The sequence below is a fragment of the Planotetraspora phitsanulokensis genome, assembly GCF_016863295.1.
GTDB lineage: Bacteria > Actinomycetota > Actinomycetes > Streptosporangiales > Streptosporangiaceae > Planotetraspora > Planotetraspora phitsanulokensis.
In genome coordinates this window covers 428,830-446,026 of record NZ_BOOP01000001.1, presented here as the reverse complement: position 1 = coordinate 446,026, position 17,197 = coordinate 428,830, and the positions used below count along the sequence as shown (strand labels likewise).

Here is a 17,197-nt window from a genome sequence, read left to right as displayed (position 1 = left end):
CCCGATACCCTTGTGCTTCACCAGCCACCGGCGAGGAGTAGGTGTGAGCGTGCAAGGCAATGGCCGCGAAGAGGTGTGGCGGATCGACCCCTCGGGTCCCCTCCGGGGTGACGTCGAGGTGCGCGGGTCCAAGAACGCCGTGTCCAAGCACATGGTCGCGGCCATGTTGGGAGACGGCCCGAGCACACTGCACAACGCCCCCGAGGTCGGCGAGGTCGGTCTGACCGCGGCCATGCTGGAGGCGCTCGGCATCCACGTGGAGATCACCCCCGGGGAGATCACCATCGAGCGGAGCGACGAGATCAGGCCCCGCGTCCCGGAGGAGTACACCGGGCTCAACCGCATCCCGATCCTGATGCTCGGCCCGCTGCTGCACCTGGCGGGTGAGGCGTTCGTCCCCCTGGTCGGCGGCGACCCCATCGGGCGGCGCCCGGTCAACTTCCACGTGGAGGCGCTGCGGTCGATGGGCGCCGAGATCGAGGTCGGCGAGACCGGGATCACGGCCAAGGCGAACCGCCTGCGCGGAAGCAGGATCACGCTGCCCTACCCGAGCGTCGGCGCGACCGAGACGATCCTGATGACCGCCGTGCTCGCCGAGGGCAAGACGGTCATCAAGGGCGCCGCCATGGAGCCGGAGGTGGTCGAGCTCGCGCTGTTCCTCCAGCGGATGGGCGCGATGATCGAGCTCAGCCCCGACCGGCGCATCGTCATCGAGGGCGTCGAGCGCCTGCACGGCGCGTCCACGTGGCTCGCCGGCGACCGCATCGAGGCGTTCTCCTACCTGGTGGCGGGGCTCGTCACGAGGGGCGAGGTGCGGGTGCACGGCTGCCCGCAGGACCGCCTGGTGACCGCCATCACCACCCTGGCTCGGATGGGCGCCCGGTTCGAGATCAACGACGACTGGCTGACAGCCTCGGCGCCGGACGGCCTGCGTGCCGCCGCGGTGCAGACCGACACGCATCCCGGCTTCATGACCGACTGGCAGACGCCGCTGATGGTGCTGTTCACGCAGGCCGAGGGCATGTCGGTGCTGCACGAGACGGTCTTCGAGAACCGCCTGGTCTACGTGCCCGCCCTGCAGAAGATGGGCTGCGAGATCGAGGTCTTCGCGCAGTGCCTGGGCGGCCCCGCCTGCCGCTACCACGACACCAACGCCAAGCACTCCGCCGTGGTCCGCGGCGTGTCCGAGCTGCGCGGCGCCGACGTGATGCTGCCCGACATCCGGGCGGGGTTCTCGGCCGTGCTCGCGGCCGCGGTGGCCGAGGGCACCTCCACGCTGCGGGGGGTCAACCACATCGAACGGGGTTACCACCGGCCGTTCGAGCAGTTCACCTCACTCGGGTTGAAGATCAGCAGGGGATCGTAAAGTTTTTCGCGGACGGAGTTTGCGACACTCCGCCGCGTCGCACTGATAAGCCGTGACCTCTCGCCTCCGCAGCGCCGCCGTCGCGCTGGGTCTGTCCGGTGCGCTGGGAGGCGTCCTGGTCGCGGGAATGGCCCTGCCGTTCGTCGGCGGGGCCGGAGTCGCCACGAAGGGCGTCGCGTCCACCTTCACCGACCTGCCCGCGCCCCCGCGCGAGGAGCCGCTCCCGGAGATGACCCGGCTCCTCGACCGCAACGGCACGCAGATCGCGCAGTTCTACTACCAGAACCGCCAGTCGGTGGCGCTCGACCACGTCGCCCCCGCCATGCAGCAGGCGATCGTGGCCATCGAGGACTCCCGCTTCTACGAGCACGGGGGGCTCGACATCAAGGGCACCCTCCGGGCACTCATCACCAATACGCAGGCCGGCGGGATCAAGCAGGGCGGCTCGTCGCTGACCCAGCAGCTCGTGAAGAACATCATGCTCACCCAGGCCGAGTCGGAGCACGAGCGCACGCTCGCCCGCGTCAAGAACATCCAGCGCAAGATCACCGAGCTGCGGTACGCGCTGGCGATGGAGAAGAAGTACTCCAAGAAGGAGATCCTGGAGCGCTACCTCAACATCGCCTACTTCGGCGCGGGGGCCTTCGGCGTGCAGGCGGCGGCGGAGCGGTTCTTCGACACCGACGCGGCGGATCTGACGCTCGCCCAGGCCGCCACCCTCGCGGGCGCCGTGCGCACGCCGTCCGACACCGATCCCTCGCTCGGCGACCAGGAGCAGGCGCGGCTGCTGGAGCGGCGCAACCTCGTGCTGGACCGGATGGCCGACCTGAAGATGATCACTCCGGAGACGGACAGGTCGACGGCGGCGACCCCGCTCGGGCTGCGCATGCGCGGAGAGCCCGGAGGCTGCGGCGGCAGCGCCTACCCGTTCTTCTGCGTCTACGTGGAGCACGAGGTGCTCAACAACCCGGCGTTCGGCTACACGCGTGCCGACCGTGAGCGCCGCCTCCAGCGGGGCGGGCTCACCCTGTGGACCTCGATCGACCCGGTCGCCCAGAAGGCCGCGCAGCAGGCGATCGCCGAACGGGTCAGCCCGGAGGACTCCCAGGTCGCCGCCGAGACCATGGTGGAGCCCGGCACCGGGCTGATCAGGGCGATGGTCGCCAGCAAGAAGTACGGCCGCAACCCGCGCAACCGCAACTCCGGCCCGAGCACCACCTACAACCTGCCGGCCGACCGGGCGCACGGCGGCGGCAACGGTTTCCAGGCCGGGTCGACCTTCAAGGCGTTCACGCTGGCCACGGCCTTGTCGCAGGGCTGGCGGTTCGGTGAGGGCTTCCAGACTCCGGGTTCCTTCGTGCCCTCGAGTGGATTTCGCGACTGCTCGGGCAAGCCGGTGAACGACCCGTCGGCCACGATCTTCAACGCGAGCGGAGAGGGCAGCGGCGGGCCGTACAGCCTGGAACTGGGCACCTGGAAGTCGGTCAACATCTTCTACATGAAGCTCGAGCAGGCTGTCGGGCTGTGCAACGTCGTGAAGACGGCCAAGGCCCTCGGCATCACCCGGGCCGACGGCAAGCCGCTGCAGGAGGTCCCCACGTTCACGCTGGGGGTCAACGAGATGGACCCCACCACGGTGGCCGCCGCCTTCGCGACGTTCCCCGCGCGGGGGCGCTACTGCCAGCCGATGGCGATCACCGACATCGTGGAGCGGGACGGTAGCCGGACGCAGATTCCGCCGAGCTGCACGCAGGCGCTCGACCCCGAGGTCGCCGACGCCGTGAACCACGTGCTCTCGGGCGTCTTCACCCAGGGGACGATGCGCGGCCAGTCGATCGGACGGCCGGCGGCGGGCAAGACCGGCACGAACAACGGCTACACCTCGGCCTGGTTCGCCGGGTACACGCCCAACCTCGCCGCGGCCGTGAGCGTCGGCGACATCCGCGGCTCCTACCGCTACCCGCTCACTGGCGTCGAGATCGGCGGCCAGTCCTACGGCGCCGTGCAGGGCGCCTCCCTGCCCGGGCCGATCTGGGTCGACTCCATGTCCGCCGCCCTGCGGCACATCGAGCCGTCCGGATTCGTCCCTCCGGACATGGCGCGGTTCGGCGGAGGCTTCACCCCGGGCCTGAGGGAGGCCCAGGAGCAGGATGACCGGCGCAGAGGCCGGGACGGAGACCGGGGCAGGGATGGGGACCGCGGACGCGACAGAGGGGACGCCTGGGAAGGCACTGACCCGGCCACGGGCGACGGGCCCATGGGCCGCGACGGCGGCGCCGGGGCAGGGCCGCGCGGCCGCCACGGCGACTGGCCGGGCGGATGGCCGGACCGATGGCATGGCGCCCCCCACGCAGGGCGCCCCGACGTCCGGCACGACCGCCGCCGCGCCCCGCACACCGGTCCTCGCGCAGGCCGGCCCGGCGCCTCACACGAGGAAAGGCACAGGCCCGCCCACAGAGCCCCCCAGGCTCACCCCCAGGGCACGAACCGAGCCCCACAGGGGGGCACGAACAGAGGCCAGCGTGGAGACGCGCCCAGACCACCACGAGAAAACACGAGCAGGAACCCCGGCGGCGCCCACTCTGGGCGTGATCATGCACATGTTCGCGATCAGGCCCACTGACCTGCGCGGCCGCCTGCCGTGATCAGGCACGAGGGCCGGCTTCAGCCGTGCACTCGCAGCGCGGCGACCACCCACTCCACAGCGGGTACGGCCGGCGGGGACGGCTCCCGGCCGTTCACGGCGTCCAGCAACTGCCAGTACCGCTCCACCCGGGCGTCCGCCAGCGGTTCCAGCCACTGACGGAGCTCGGCGCGTGAGGGAGCCGGCAGATCGGGAGCCACGATGCGGTCGAGGACGGCCTTGCCCTCCGGCGAGCTTGGCTCCACCCCCTCCGCCAGCGCACGTCCCGCGAACCGGACGACCGACGCCCGCACGTCGTACGCGGACTCGGGCCGTCCCTCCGCTCCCCCGACCACCAGCCGCCTGATCGTGAGCTGGAAGTCCTCGTCGCCGACGAGCTCGGCGAGCTCGATCCAGGCGTCCACCTGCTCGGGGGCCGGGTCGTCGGGCAGTTCGCGCATCCATTGCGCGATGACCGCGGCGTCGGCGTCGAGGTCGACGCCGGCGGTCACCCGGTCGACGAAGTCATCGATGATCTGCCGGCGTTCGCGCACGGACAGCAGGGCCAGTTTGTGCATCAGCAACGTCTCCTCGGTCGTGCCGCCGCGCTCGACGACCGTGCGCAGCACGGCCCGGCGCAGCCGCAGGGTGCGGATCTCCGCGTCCAGCGCCCTGACATGGGCCTGCGCCACCTCCGCCACGGAGGCCTGCCGCAGGAGGATCTCCCGGACGGACTCCAGCCCTATGCCGAGATCGCGCAGGGTCCTGACGAGGTCGGCGCGGGTCACCGCCTCGGCGTCGTAGAGGCGGTACCCGCCGGCGGACCGGCCGGCCGGAGGGATCAGGCCGATGTCGGACCAGAAACGGATCGTCCGTACGGAAAGCTCCGTACGGCGAGCGAGTTGCCCGATCGTGTAGAGCCGTGTCTCCTCGCTCACACGATCAGCCTGCACCCTCCAGCCGCTGGAACCTCAAGCCCGAAGATCGAGCCCGGAGATCAGGCTCCGAGGCAGGCCGGGCCGAGCAGTTGCTTGAGATCACCCATGAGGGCCGGCGAGGGGGTGACCCGCAGCCGGTCGTCGAGGCGCATGACCGTGGTCCGCGGCCCGTTGTGCACCTGAAGATGCACCTCCGTCGTCCCCGGATGGGTGGTCAGGACCTCCTTGAGGCGGCCGACGACGGGCGGGGTGCAGCGGGCCACGGGCAGGCTGACGACGAGCGGGCCGCCGGTCTCGGCCGTGAGATCCGGCGCGGTCACCTCCATCGCGATGATCTTCGCGACGTCCTCCCGCTTGTCGATCCGGCCCTTGACGAAGACGATCGCGTCCTCGGCGAGGATCGTCGCGCACAGCTGGTAGGACGAAGGGAAGATCATCACCTCGATGGCGCCCTCCAGGTCCTCCAGCATGGTGAGGACCCAGGTGTCGCCCTTCTTGGTGACCTTCCGCTGCAGGCCGGAAAGCAGGCCTCCGACGGTGACGATCTGGCCGTCGGGACGGTCCTCGGACTGCAGCGCGGCCACCGAGCAGTCGGCGCCGGACGCGAGGATGTGCTCGACACCGAGCAGCGGGTGGTCCGAGACGTACAACCCGAGCATCTCCCGCTCGAACTGCAGCAGGGTGGTCTTGTCCCACTCCCCCGGCGGGATCTGCACGTCGAAGGTCTGGTCCTCGGCCCCGTCGACCGCGCCGAACAGCGAGTCCTGCCCGATCGCCTCGTTCTTCTTGATGTCGATGATCGCGTCGACGGCCTGCTCGTGGACCATCAGCAGGCCCTTGCGGACGTGCTCGAACGAGTCGAACGCGCCCGACTTGATCAGGGACTCGATGACGCGCTTGTTGCAGACGATCGCGGGGACCTTGCGCAGGAAGTCCTTGAAGTCGGTGAACCGGCCCTTCTCCTTGCGGGCGCCGATGATCCCGTCGACCACGTTGCCGCCGACGTTGCGGATGGCCGACAGGCCGAAGCGGACGTCGGTGCCCCGCGGGGTGAAGTCGAAGTCGGAGTCGTTGACGTCCGGCGGGAGGACCTTGATGCCCATGCGGCGGCACTCGTTGAGGTACAGCGCCGACTTGTCCTTGTCGTCCTTGACGGACGTGAGCAGCGCGGCCATGTACTCGGCCGGGAAGTTGGCCTTGAGGTAGGCGGTCCAGTAGGAGACCAGGCCGTACCCGGCGGTGTGGGCCTTGTTGAAGGCGTAGTCGGAGAACGGCAGCAGGATGTCCCACAGCGACTTGATCGCCTCGGCCGAGAAGCCGTTGTCCTGCATGCCCTTCTCGAAGAACTCGAACTGCTTGTCCAGCTCGGACTTCTTCTTCTTGCCCATCGCGCGGCGGAGCAGGTCGGCGCCGCCCAGAGAGTAGCCCGCGACCTTCTGCGCGATGGCCATGACCTGCTCCTGATACACGATCAGGCCGTAGGTCGTGTCGAGGATCTCCTTGAGGGGCTCCTCGAGCTGCTTGTGGATGGGGGTGATCTCCTGCTGGGCGTTCTTGCGCAGCGCGTAGTTCGTGTGCGAGTTGGCGCCCATGGGACCCGGCCGGTAGAGCGCGAGGGCGGCCGAGATGTCCTCGAAGTTGTCGGGGCGCATGATGCGCAGCAGGGAGCGCATGCCGCCGCCGTCGAGCTGGAAGATGCCCAGCGTGTCGCCGCGGCCGAGCAACTCGTAGGTGATGCGGTCGTCGAGGGGCAGCTTGAGCAGGTCGATCGGCTCGTTGCCGTTGAGCTCGATCATCTTGAGGCAGTCGTCGATGATCGTGAGGTTGCGCAGGCCGAGGAAGTCCATCTTCAGCAGGCCGAGCGTCTCGCAGGTCGGATAGTCGAACTGCGTGATGATCGCGCCGTCGGAGTCCCGGCGCATGATCGGGACGTTGTCGACGAGCGACTCGGCCGACATGATGACGCCGGCGGCGTGCACGCCGGTCTGCCGGATCAGGCCCTCCAGGCCCTTGGCGAGGTCCATCGTCGCCTTGACGTCGACGTCCTCGTCGTACAGCCGGCGCAGTTCGCCGGCCTCGTTGTAGCGGGGGTGGTCCTTGTCGAAGATCCCCGACAGCGGGATGTCCTTGCCCATCACGGCGGGCGGGAACGCCTTGGACACCTTGTCGCCCAGCGCGTACGGGTGTCCCAGGACGCGGGCGGCGTCCTTGATGGCGGCCTTCGCCTTAATCGTGCCGAAGGTCGCGATCATGGCGACCTTGTCGGCGCCCCACTTCTCCGTGACGTACCTGATCACGTCGGCGCGCCTGCGCTCGTCGAAGTCGATGTCGACGTCGGGCATGGACACGCGCTCGGGGTTGAGGAACCGCTCGAACAGCAGGGCGTGCGGGATCGGGTCGAGGTCGGTGATGCCCATCGCGTAGGCGACCAGCGAGCCGGCCGCGGAGCCACGTCCCGGCCCCACCCGGATGCCGTTCTCCTTGGCCCACATGATGAAGTCCGCGACCACGAGGAAGTAGGACGGGAACCCCATCTGGAGGATGATGCCCATCTCGTACTCGGCGCGCTCCCGGCGCTCGTCGTCGAAGCCGTCCGGGTAGCGACGCCGCATGCCCGCCCACACCGTCTCGCGGAAGAACTCCTCCTCGGTCTGCCCTTCGGGCATCGGGAAGCTCGGCATCAGGTTCTTGTAACCGAACATGTCCGAGGGGTCGACCTTCTCGGCGACCATCAGGGTGTTGCGGCAGCCCTCCTGCCAGATGTCGGAGGAGTCGACGGCGCGCATCTCGTCGGCCGACTTGATGTAGTAGCCGCTGCCGTCGAACCTGAACCGGTCCGGATCGGACAGTTGCTTGCCGGTCTGGATGCACAGGAGGGCGTCGTGGCTGGCCGCGTCCGGCTCGTAGGTGTAGTGGGAGTCGTTGGTGACCAGCGGGGGGATGTTCAGCTCGCGGCTGATCCGGATCAGGCCGTCCCTGACCCTCCGCTCGATGTCGAGCCCGTGGTCCATGATCTCCAGGAAGTAGTTGTCCTTCCCGAACAGATCCTGGAACTTCGCGGCGGCCTTGACGGCCTCGTCGTACTGGCCCAGGCGAAGCCGCGTCTGCACCTCGCCGGAGGGGCAGCCGGTGGTGGCCATCAGGCCCTCGGAGTGCTCCGCCAGGAGATCGTGGTCCATCCGGGCCCACTTGCGGACGAACCCCTCGGTGTACGCCCGGGAGCTGACCCGCATGAGGTTGCCCAGGCCGACCCGGTTCTTGGCCCAGATCGTCATGTGGGTGTAGTAGCCGCCCGCGGAGACGTCGTCGCTCTTCTGGTGGGGCTCACCCCACACGACCGGCTTCTTCTGGAACCTCGAGTCGGGCGCGACGTACGCCTCGATGCCGAGGATCGGCTTCACCCCGGCGCCGGTGGCCTGCTTGTAGAAGTCATAGGCCCCGTGCATGTTGCCGTGGTCGGTGATCGCGATCGCGGGCATGCCCTGATCGCTCACGTGTTTGAACATCTGCTTCAGCCGGGCCGCCCCGTCGAGCATCGAGTACTCGGTGTGGACGTGCAGATGTACAAACGAATCACCCATGAGACCCCCACTCCAGCCGCGCTCTCCGGGTCGCTCGGCACGCCGTGCGCCCTGCGGATCAGAGCCTACGCGTGATCGCGAACCCGTGGGACTCAGGTGATTCAGATCCTATCCGCAGTCGGAAGGCGCCAGGTCAGCGGCATGAAGCCGCTCTTCCGCGACACGCAGGCCCGCCTCGATCACCGCGTTCATCACCGGAGCGAGCCGGGTCTCACCCAGGCTCGGCGCCCGCCGCGCCATCGCGGCGACGAGCCTGCGCTCGCGGTCCATGTCGCGTCCCCGGAAGCCGCCCACGGGCTTGAGCCGCTGCACGGTCCCCGCCAGGGCGATCCGGCGCTCCAGGAGGGTCGCCAGCGCCGCGTCCACCCGGTCGATCGCGGCCCGGGCGGCGACGACGGTGCCGGGGGCCTCCTGCCGCACCACCGCGCCGACGACGGTGGCGGCCTCGTGCGCCTCCTCGGCCGTCTCCGGGGACGCGTCGGACGCGAGCAGCAGCCCGTCGGCGCCGGCGGCGACGGCCGCGGAAGCGAGCGCGGGGTCGTCTCCCAGGTCGGCGAGCACGGGCCGGCCGGAACGCTCCGCCGCCTCCCGCATCAGCCCCAGGTCGAGCGTGGTGCCGCCCAGGTGGGTACGGCTCCCGCTCTCGCAGAGCACCACCTGGTCGTTGCCCTCGGCCGCGCAGTAGTCCGCGATGGCCAGCCACTCCTCCAGCGTGGCCGCCGGGCCGCGCTGCACCACCACCGGCAGCCCGATCCGGGCCACCGCCTGGACCAGGCGGAAGTCCTGCATCCACGCGGCGCCGACCACGACCCCGTCGGCCTGAGCGGCCACCGCGCCCAGGTCCGCGGCCGAGAACGGCTCGACGAGCAGCGGTCCCGGACACCCGGCTCTGGCCGTCCCGATGATCTCCTCCGCGGTGCTCCGGCCGTGGTGGCCGCGCAGGCTCACCCATCTGGCGTCGTCACCGCCGATCACGGCGACGGGCGTGCCGTCCCCGATGGTCAACGTCCCGATCCGTACGGCACGGCGGCCGAGTTGTGTCGCCTGCGACATGTCCGCTCCTTGGTGGGCCGGCCGTCCGCGCCGGCTCGTCGACAACGAAAAAGGCAGAGACATGGCGTCTCTGCCTTCAGCCGGCTCCAGGTGATCGCTAGTTCACGAACGCGCGACCGGCCCTCCCGGAGCCGGCTGCGTAAACACGTGATACCTGACCATGCCTGCGACCCTACCAGCCACGCTTCGCGAGATTGAAATGATCTGTCTCATATTTCGAAATACGGATAGATGACACCGCGTGGTCTGGTCGAACCATTTGCCATCCGTGGGACGATTTGGGGTTCGGGAGGAGATCAGATGCCGCAAGCGGAAGGCCGGCTCGTCGGAGGCCGGTATCACCTCGAGGAGCCGATCGGCCGCGGGGGCATGGGAGTCGTCTGGCGGGCCCATGACCAGCTGCTCGATCGCGCCGTCGCGGTCAAGGAGGTCCGCTACGACAGCGCGATGGGCGACGAGCTCAGCGATCTCAACCGCCGGACCATGCGCGAGGCGCGGGCCGCGGGGCGACTGACCCACCCGAACGTGGTCGTCGTCCACGACGTGATCGAGGAGGACGGCCGCCCCTGGATCATCATGCAGCTCGTGATCTCCCGGTCCCTCGGCCAGACGATCCGGGAGGACGGGCCGCTGTCCCCCGAGCGGACGGCCGAGATCGGGCTGCAGATCCTGGACGCGCTGCGGGCCGCCCACGCCCAGGGCGTGCTCCATCGTGACGTCAAGCCGGAGAACGTGCTGCTCACCGAGGACGGGCGGGTCGTGCTGACCGACTTCGGCATCGCGCGCCTCGAGGCCGACTCCACCATGACGCGCACGGGGATCGTGGGCACCCCCGCGTTCATCCCCCCGGAGCGCCTTCGTGGCGGCCCCGCGCAGCGCGAGTCCGACCTGTGGTCGCTCGGGGCGACGCTCTACACCGCCGTCGAGGGCAAGCCGCCCCACGACCGGGGCATGGCCATGGCGACCATGCACGCCGTCCTCACCGACGACCCCGCACCCGCGATCCGCGCCGGGCGGCTGGGGCCGGTGCTGATCCGGCTGCTCGCCAGGGAACCCGAGGACCGGCCCGGCTACGACGAGATCGCCCGGCTGCTCAAGGAGGCGTCGCGCCCCGCTCCCGTCACGCCGCCTCCCACCCTGCCCGAGGTCGTCCCTCCTGGCGGGCGCGCCGCGCCACCGGCGCGCCGGCCGTCCGCGGAGCAGGCCCCGGCGCCTGAGGCGTCGTCGGACCGGCCGGACCCCGCCGGCGGCCCCATGGCGGGCGAATCCTCCGGACCCGCCCCGGACGCGAACGGGGACGCGGCCGGGCCCGCGTCGCCGGAGCAGACGGACCCGGACAGCGCGACGGATCCCGGCTCGCCCGTGTCCGAGGACTCCCGCGCGGAGCCGGAGGACACCCCGGAACCCGAGGCCGGGGAGATGCCGCCGACTCGGGCCGTTCCACGCGGGGCGCCGGAGACCGGAAGCCGGGCCCCGGCCCCGGCCGGGCCGGCACCGCGCCCCGCGAACCAGGCCCGCCCCGCATCCCAGGCCCGTCCCGCGCCCTCGGCTGATCCCGCGCCCCCACGCGATCCGGAGGGCTCGCCCTCCTCACATCCCGCGCCGCCCGCGACCTCCCCCTCTCGCGGCGCCTCTCCGGGGCTCCCCTCGTTCCCTCTGCAGACCCACGAGCCCGCTCCGGCGAACGACCTCCCCCACGGGGCCGTGCCGCCGCAGGAGACCGCTGAGAGCCGCCTGAACCAGGCGCCGAGGCAGTGGACGGAGCCGGCCGCCGCCGACTGGGGCGGCCGGCCGGGGTGGGGCGAGCCCGTGCCCGCCCCCACCCAGCAGGGGACGGCGTGGCAGGCGTCCGCGCCCGGCGGCCTCGCGGAGCGGTGGCGCGCTCTTCCCCCGGTCAAATGGGCCCTGGTCGCGATCCCTGTGCTGCTGATCATCGCCGCCATCGGCGGATACCTCGGGCTGCAGGAGGGAGAGCGCGCCTCAGGCGGGCCGGCCGGCGAGAAGGCGTCACCCGCGGAGGGCGCCGGCGGAACGCCGGCGGCGGCACCCTCCGACAAGCCGTCCTCGTCCACCAAGCCGCCTGCCTCGCCCTCGCCTGCGGCCTCGAAGGCCGCGGGCGTCCCGGACGGCTGGCACCGCTACAAGGACAAGACGGGCTTCTCGATCGGCCTGCCCGACGGCTGGAAGGTCGACCGCCGCGACGGCTCCAACATCTGGTTCCGCGGCCCCGAGCCCGGCGCCGTTCTGCAGATCGGCATGACCAGCACGCCCAAGTCCGACGCGGTGAAGGACTGGAAGGCCCAGGAGAGGTCGTATCCCTCACGCTTCCCCGGCTACCAGCGCGTGAGCCTCAAGTCGGTGGACTACTTCAAGGAGGCCGCCGACCTGGAGTTCACCTGGCGGAGCGGCGGGAGGACCCACGCGATCAACCGCGGCTTCGTCACCGACAAGCGCCACGGATACGCGATCTTCTGGCAGGCCCCCGACAGCCGGTGGCAGAAGACCCTGCACTACTTCACGACGTTCACGGCCACGTTCCGGCCGGCCACCTGATCCTGACGGCCGTCAGGCCGTCAGGTCCTTGTGGTAGACGAGGTAGTCACACGGGGTCGCGAGCGAAGGCGCGAGTCCCGGGTAGGCCTCCTCGATGGTCCCGACGCCCACGCGCCGGTACCCGCTCCGGGCGTACCAGGCGGCGAGGAACTCCTTCGACGGATGGGCCCACTCGCGCGGGACCAGCAGTTCCAGTTGCATGGTGGCGAGCCCGCGCGCCCTGCTCGTCCGCTCCGCGAAGCGGACCAGTTCCCTGCCGACGCCCGTGCCGCGGTGCGCGGGGGCGGCGGCGAGCATTCCGAACTCGCCGACGCCGCCGTCGAGGCGCCGGACGCGGACGCAGCCCACGATCTCCCCGTCCAGACGGGCCACGGCGATCTCACCGGCGCCGATCAGCTCCCCGACCTCATCCGCCGTCGTCCGGAGCGCGCCGTCGGCCCACAGTCCCCGTTCGGCGACGGCGTACACCTCGTTGACGAGGGTCGTGATCCGCTCGGCGAGCGGCATGTCCCCGCCCGCGGCGGCGGGCAGCAGTTCGATCTCGAGGGCACTCATGGAGGCTCCAGCACGGGCCGACGGTCGTCGCCGCGCTCACCGGTACGGTGAGACACCGGCGTCCTTGCTGGTCACGAACCCTATCTCACCGGGCGAAACAGGACGTCACCGCAGACGACGGGACCCCCGCCCCGGGGCCGGGACGGGGGTCGCGCGGAGGTCCTGCGACGGCCTACCAGGTGGTGGGCTTGCCCTTCTGGAACAGCCACACGTCGAAGAAGTTCGTCAGGTCCATGCCGGAGACCTTCTCCGCGCTGCTGATGAACTCGGCGGTGCTGGTGTTGCCGTACCGGTTGGCGGCGGCCCAGTTCTTGACGAGCGTGAAGAAGGCGGCGTCGCCGATCTTGCCGCGGAGCGCGTGCAGCGTCATCGCGCCGCGGTTGTAGGGCACGTTGCCGAACATGTCCTCGGGACCGGGGTCGGTCGTGACGGTCTGCCAGAACGACGACGTCGCGGCACGCCCGTAGTTGCTCGTGCTGTTGAACGTCTGGTCCACGGTGGCGCCGCCGGTGTGCTCGGTGTACATCCACTGGGAGTACGTCGCGAAGCCCTCGTTGAGCCAGATGTCGGACCAGCGGCTGAGCGACACGCTGTCGCCGAACCACTGGTGGGCGAGTTCGTGCGCCATCGTGCCGACGCCCGGAGCACTCGAGAAGATCGGCTTGGTCTGGCTCTCCAGGGCGTAGCCGACGTCGGGGGCCCGGTCGATGATCGCGCCCGCCGTGTCGAAGGGATACGGACCGAAGATCGAGGAGAAGTAGTCGACGATGTCCGGGATCTGGGCGACGGCGGCGGCCGACTGGGTGACCAGCCGCGGGTCCACCGCCGTGTAGATCGGCAGGCCGCCGGGCGTCTTCGACTTGGTGACGGTGAAGTTCCCGATGGTCACCGTGGACAGGTACGTCGCCATGGGCTCACGCGAGTCCCACACGAACGTCGTCTGGCCCTTCTTCGTCTTCTGGGACACCAACCGGCCGTTGCCGACCGCGGTGACGCCCTCGGGGACGGTCGCGTGGAAGGTGAACGTGGCCTTGTCCGTCGGGTGGTCGTTGCCCGGGAACCAGGCGGGAGAGCCCTGCGGCTCGCCCGGCACGAACGCGCCGTCGTCGGTGGGAACCCAGCCCTCGATGGAGCCGTCGGGGTCGGTGACGACCGGAGGCGTGCCCTTGTACTTCACGACCACCGTGAAGCGGCGCCCCTTGCCCAGGTCGTGGCGGGGGGTCACGACGAGTTCCTGCCCGCTGCGCTCGAACGCCGACCGGTGGCCGTTCACGGTCAGAGACGTGATCTCCGGGCCACGGAAGTCGAGGTCGAACCGGTTGAGGCCCTGGGTCGCGACCGCGGTGATCTTCGTCGTCGCGTCCATGGTCCGGGTGGCGGGGTCGTAGGTGAAGGCGATGTCGTAGTGCTTCACGTCGTAGCCGCCGTTGCCCGCGTCGGGGAAGTAGGGGTCCCCGGCGCCGGAGGAGCCCGCCGAGTATTGCGGCCCCCCGTGGTTCCCCTGGTTTCCGTGCTCGTCGTGGCTTCCGGACGAGGCGAAGGCCGGCTGCGCCCCCTGGGCGATCAGCAGGCCGAGCAGAGCGGCCGAGGTGGCCGCGGCGCCGAGTCGTCGCGATGTCATGCGGTTCCTTCCAGCGGGTCCGGCCGGGGATGCCCCCGGCCGGACCCGTCGTGCGTGTGTTCTCGAGAGATGGATCTTTCAGGCCGGCCCTGTCGAGCCGGCGTGGTCAGCGGGTCGTGCCGGCCGGTCGTGTCAGCCGACGACGGAGCGGAGCGGGATCTGCTCGGTCCGCAGAGCGCTGACCAGGTCGCGGAGGAACGGGTGCTCGTCGGCCGCGAGTCCCTCCGGGTTCGGGATGGTGATGTAGGCCGAGCCGCCCGCCTCCGCGGTCAGCGCGGTGTCCGTGTACCGCCTGACGACGGCCTCGGTCCTGGCCAGGTCGGAGCCGGCGACCTCGATGCTGATCGGCCGCCACTCCCCGCCGAGATCGGCCGGCTCGGGAGCCTTCGCGGCCGCCGACCGCAGGGCCTCGGCCCCGGCCTGCGGAGCCGCGGTCCGCTGCGCCGCCACTGCCGCCGCCGGAGCCTTGGGCTCGAGCAGCGCGTTGGCCACGAGGTGGATGCCGTTCTCGTTGTAGGCACGGAAAAGCGGATTGTATGCGAACAGCACGGCATGTCCGGCTCCGGTCGGCTCGTCCACGAGCGAGACCGTGCCCTTGAGCGCGTCGGCTCCGACCGTGTAGCCGTTGGACCAGAACGTGTCGTCCGCCGGGTAGGTGAGGACGTTCGTGCCGGTCTGGCTGGGGTTCAGGATCGGGTCGCTGTTGTTGAACTGGAAGTCCTCGGCGGGACGGCCGAGCGCCACCGGCGCGTCGGTCGCCACGTCGACCCGGAAGTGCGAGCCGATCACCTGGTAGCCGGTCGGCTTGGCCTTCTCCGTGGTGGAGGTGAGGCCCGCGGACCGGGCGAGCCGGGTGCCCTCGTTGCGCAGCCCGACGTAGGTGCCGCCCGCGGCCACCCAGGCCTTGAGGTTGGCCAGGCCCTCGGCGGTCAGGCCGCCGGACGAGCTGCTGCCGTCCGGGACCACCAGGGCGGTCCGCGAGGTGAAGGCGGCGGTGTTGCCGTTGATGTCCGCCGCGGTCACCTGGGTGAGGGGCAGGCCCCAGTGGTCGCCGAGCACGTACCGCGCCTCGCCGTACGAGCCGGAGGTCGTGGAGATGCCGGTGCCGGCGAACAGCCCGGTGTCGGGCAGGCTCAGCGGGGTGCCGGAGGCGGGCCGGCTGCTCCCGTGGACGGTCACGCCGAGCGGGCGGGCCAGGTCGTCCAGGTCGTCCTCGCCGATCGCGCCGGCGGGCAGGCTGACCTGTCCGGTCTCGAGGTCACGCGAGACCGGGACCTTCGCGCCGAGCAGCCGGAAGGTGAGCTCGGACGCGGCGGCCGAGTCCATCGGGTAGGTGTAGGAGCCGTTCTTGTGCGCCTTGCCGTCCGTGCCGCCCTCGACGCGCTTGACCCGCTCGACCCGCTCGACCTTCGGGGACAGCGTGTCACCGGTGTAGACGGTGTCGATCCCCATCAGCAGCGGGTTGCTCCACGAGGAGACGTCGTAGAAGTACGGGAAGGGGACGTACGGGTCCTCGGCGAGCAGCGCCTGGATCCAGTGCTTCTGCGGCTGGTTCATCGGGATCCAGTACGCGCCCTCGGGAACCGTGAGGTTCTTGGCGGACCGGCCTCCGAACACGCGCGCGTTCGGCACCTTCAGCGAGCGCTCGACCTTGTAGACCTCGACGTCCATGCCGCGGAGCCGCTCCACGAGCTTGCGCACGTCACCGAGCTGACGGCCCGGCAGCAGGAAGTACGACTTGACCTTGACGTCCGGAACCGGGAACTGGACGGTGTTCGTGGGCTGCACGACCTCGTTGGGCTCGAGCGTGCCCTCGGCGCCTTCCTTGAGCGCGGTCTGCCAGATGTCGTAGTACCCGCCGAGGATCTCCCGCTTGTTGTCCGCGGCCCAGCCGGTGGTGGCCCACTGGGTGTTGAACTGCTGCTGGACCCGGTCCTCGACGGCCGACGAACTGCCCTTCTCGAAGGTCATGCCAGCGGCGCCGAAGCCCGTGGCCGGCACGGTGTCGCCGTAGCCCATGTAGAACAGGTCGTAGGTCGCGTAGTTGAAGTAGCACTCCGTGGTGACCGCGCCGCCGCACGCCCCGTTGTACCCGAAGCCCGCGGCGTTGGCCGCTCCGATGCGGTTGATCCAGTCGACCGGCTGGTCGGCGATCTCGTGGTGGATCGGGTCGGCGTTCGGCGGGAAGAAGTACTGCCGCCCGCCCATCTCGTGGGCGTCGACGAAGACCTGCGGCGGGTAGTCGCGCAGCATCGCGATCTTGCCGTCGGTCTCCGGCTGCGTCCGGGCGAACCAGTCCCGGTTGAGGTCGAAGCCGCGGTCGTTCTGCCTGCGATTGGCGTCGCGTCCGTCGGGGTTCTGGGTCGGCACGATGACCGTGACGAGGTTCTCGTTGCGCTCGGCCACGTCGCAGGACAGGCCGCTCGACAGTTCGTACAGCGTCTTGAGCGCGGCGTCGGCGCCGCTCGTCTCGCCACCGTGAACGTTCCCGGCCACCCAGGCGATCGCGGGGGTGTCCTTGGCGATCCTGGCCGCCTTGTCGGGCCGCAGCGACCGCGGGTCGCGCAGCGACTTGACCTGCTCGGCGATCTCCGCCAGTTCCTTGCGGCCCATGTGGTCCTTGTTGGACACGATGGCGTAGGGCAGCGCCTGGCCGGTGAAGCTGTGCGCCATCGTGCCGGTGACCACGCGGTCGGAGGCACGTCCCACCGCGTCGACGTAGGCCCTGATCTCGGTGGTCGTGACCACCCGGGACTGACCCTTGCCCAGGGGGAACCCGAAGAACGACTCGGGGCTCGGCACGGACGCCAGGTGGGCGTTCGGATCCGGGCTGCATTTCGGCCCGGGTGAATTCGCGCTTGCAGGCGGGATGAACGGCAGTGTGAACGCCGTCAGCGCGATGACTGC

General features: G+C 70.4%; 9 protein-coding genes. 3 read left to right on the top strand and 6 right to left on the bottom strand.

The window, feature by feature from the left end:
- Positions 1 to 43 precede the first annotated feature (43 nt).
- Both murA and Pph01_RS02045 read left to right on the top strand, forming a co-directional pair.
- On the top strand, positions 44 to 1,366 hold the full coding sequence (gene murA, locus Pph01_RS02050; protein ID WP_239116354.1) for a UDP-N-acetylglucosamine 1-carboxyvinyltransferase: 1,323 nt from the start codon (positions 44 to 46) through the stop codon (positions 1,364 to 1,366).
- Positions 1,367 to 1,418: 52 nt separating this feature from the next.
- Positions 1,419 to 3,989, top strand: coding sequence for a transglycosylase domain-containing protein (locus tag Pph01_RS02045; RefSeq protein WP_239116353.1), 2,571 nt, complete (start codon positions 1,419 to 1,421; stop codon positions 3,987 to 3,989).
- A 41-nt stretch (positions 3,990 to 4,030) separates the two neighbouring features.
- Here Pph01_RS02045 and Pph01_RS02040 read toward each other — a convergent pair whose 3' ends face one another.
- The 3 genes from Pph01_RS02040 to Pph01_RS43545 form a co-directional block, all read right to left on the bottom strand.
- Positions 4,031 to 4,927, bottom strand: a complete 897-nt coding sequence (locus Pph01_RS02040) for a helix-turn-helix domain-containing protein (protein ID WP_204071135.1) — start codon at positions 4,925 to 4,927, stop codon at positions 4,031 to 4,033.
- 59 nt (positions 4,928 to 4,986) lie between these two features.
- The gene (dnaE, locus tag Pph01_RS02035) at positions 4,987 to 8,508 is read right to left on the bottom strand and encodes a DNA polymerase III subunit alpha (protein WP_204071134.1); all 3,522 of its coding nucleotides are present in this window, start codon (positions 8,506 to 8,508) and stop codon (positions 4,987 to 4,989) included.
- 108 nt (positions 8,509 to 8,616) lie between these two features.
- On the bottom strand, positions 8,617 to 9,561 hold the full coding sequence (locus Pph01_RS43545) for a chorismate mutase (protein ID WP_204071133.1): 945 nt from the start codon (positions 9,559 to 9,561) through the stop codon (positions 8,617 to 8,619).
- A gap of 300 nt (positions 9,562 to 9,861) precedes the next feature.
- On the opposite strand from Pph01_RS43545, the gene Pph01_RS02025 reads away from it, so the two are divergent.
- Positions 9,862 to 12,114 (top strand): serine/threonine-protein kinase, encoded by a 2,253-nt coding sequence (locus Pph01_RS02025; protein ID WP_204071132.1) that lies wholly within the window; start codon positions 9,862 to 9,864, stop codon positions 12,112 to 12,114.
- Positions 12,115 to 12,126: 12 nt separating this feature from the next.
- Here Pph01_RS02025 and Pph01_RS02020 read toward each other — a convergent pair whose 3' ends face one another.
- From Pph01_RS02020 to Pph01_RS02010, 3 genes are all read right to left on the bottom strand, one after another.
- Positions 12,127 to 12,669, bottom strand: coding sequence for a GNAT family N-acetyltransferase (locus tag Pph01_RS02020; RefSeq protein ID WP_204071131.1), 543 nt, complete (start codon positions 12,667 to 12,669; stop codon positions 12,127 to 12,129).
- 172 nt (positions 12,670 to 12,841) lie between these two features.
- Positions 12,842 to 14,290 carry a M1 family metallopeptidase gene (locus Pph01_RS02015; RefSeq protein ID WP_204071130.1) on the bottom strand — a complete coding sequence of 483 codons (1,449 nt, stop codon included), beginning with the start codon at positions 14,288 to 14,290 and terminating at the stop codon, positions 12,842 to 12,844.
- Between the two features lie 132 nt (positions 14,291 to 14,422).
- On the bottom strand, positions 14,423 to 17,092 hold the full coding sequence (locus Pph01_RS02010) for a M14 family zinc carboxypeptidase (protein ID WP_204071129.1): 2,670 nt from the start codon (positions 17,090 to 17,092) through the stop codon (positions 14,423 to 14,425).
- Positions 17,093 to 17,197 lie beyond the last annotated feature (105 nt).

Bases quoted from the DNA above. Each gene is read 5' to 3' on its own strand.
- dnaE (WP_204071134.1), bottom strand. From the start codon at position 8,508: ATGGGTGATTCGTTTGTACATCTGCACGTCCACACCGAGTACTCGATG.
- Pph01_RS43545 (WP_204071133.1), bottom strand. From the start codon at position 9,561: ATGTCGCAGGCGACACAACTCGGCCGCCGTGCCGTACGGATCGGGACG.
- Pph01_RS02025 (WP_204071132.1), top strand. From the start codon at position 9,862: ATGCCGCAAGCGGAAGGCCGGCTCGTCGGAGGCCGGTATCACCTCGAG.
- Pph01_RS02020 (WP_204071131.1), bottom strand. From the start codon at position 12,669: ATGAGTGCCCTCGAGATCGAACTGCTGCCCGCCGCCGCGGGCGGGGAC.
- Pph01_RS02015 (WP_204071130.1), bottom strand. From the start codon at position 14,290: ATGACATCGCGACGACTCGGCGCCGCGGCCACCTCGGCCGCTCTGCTC.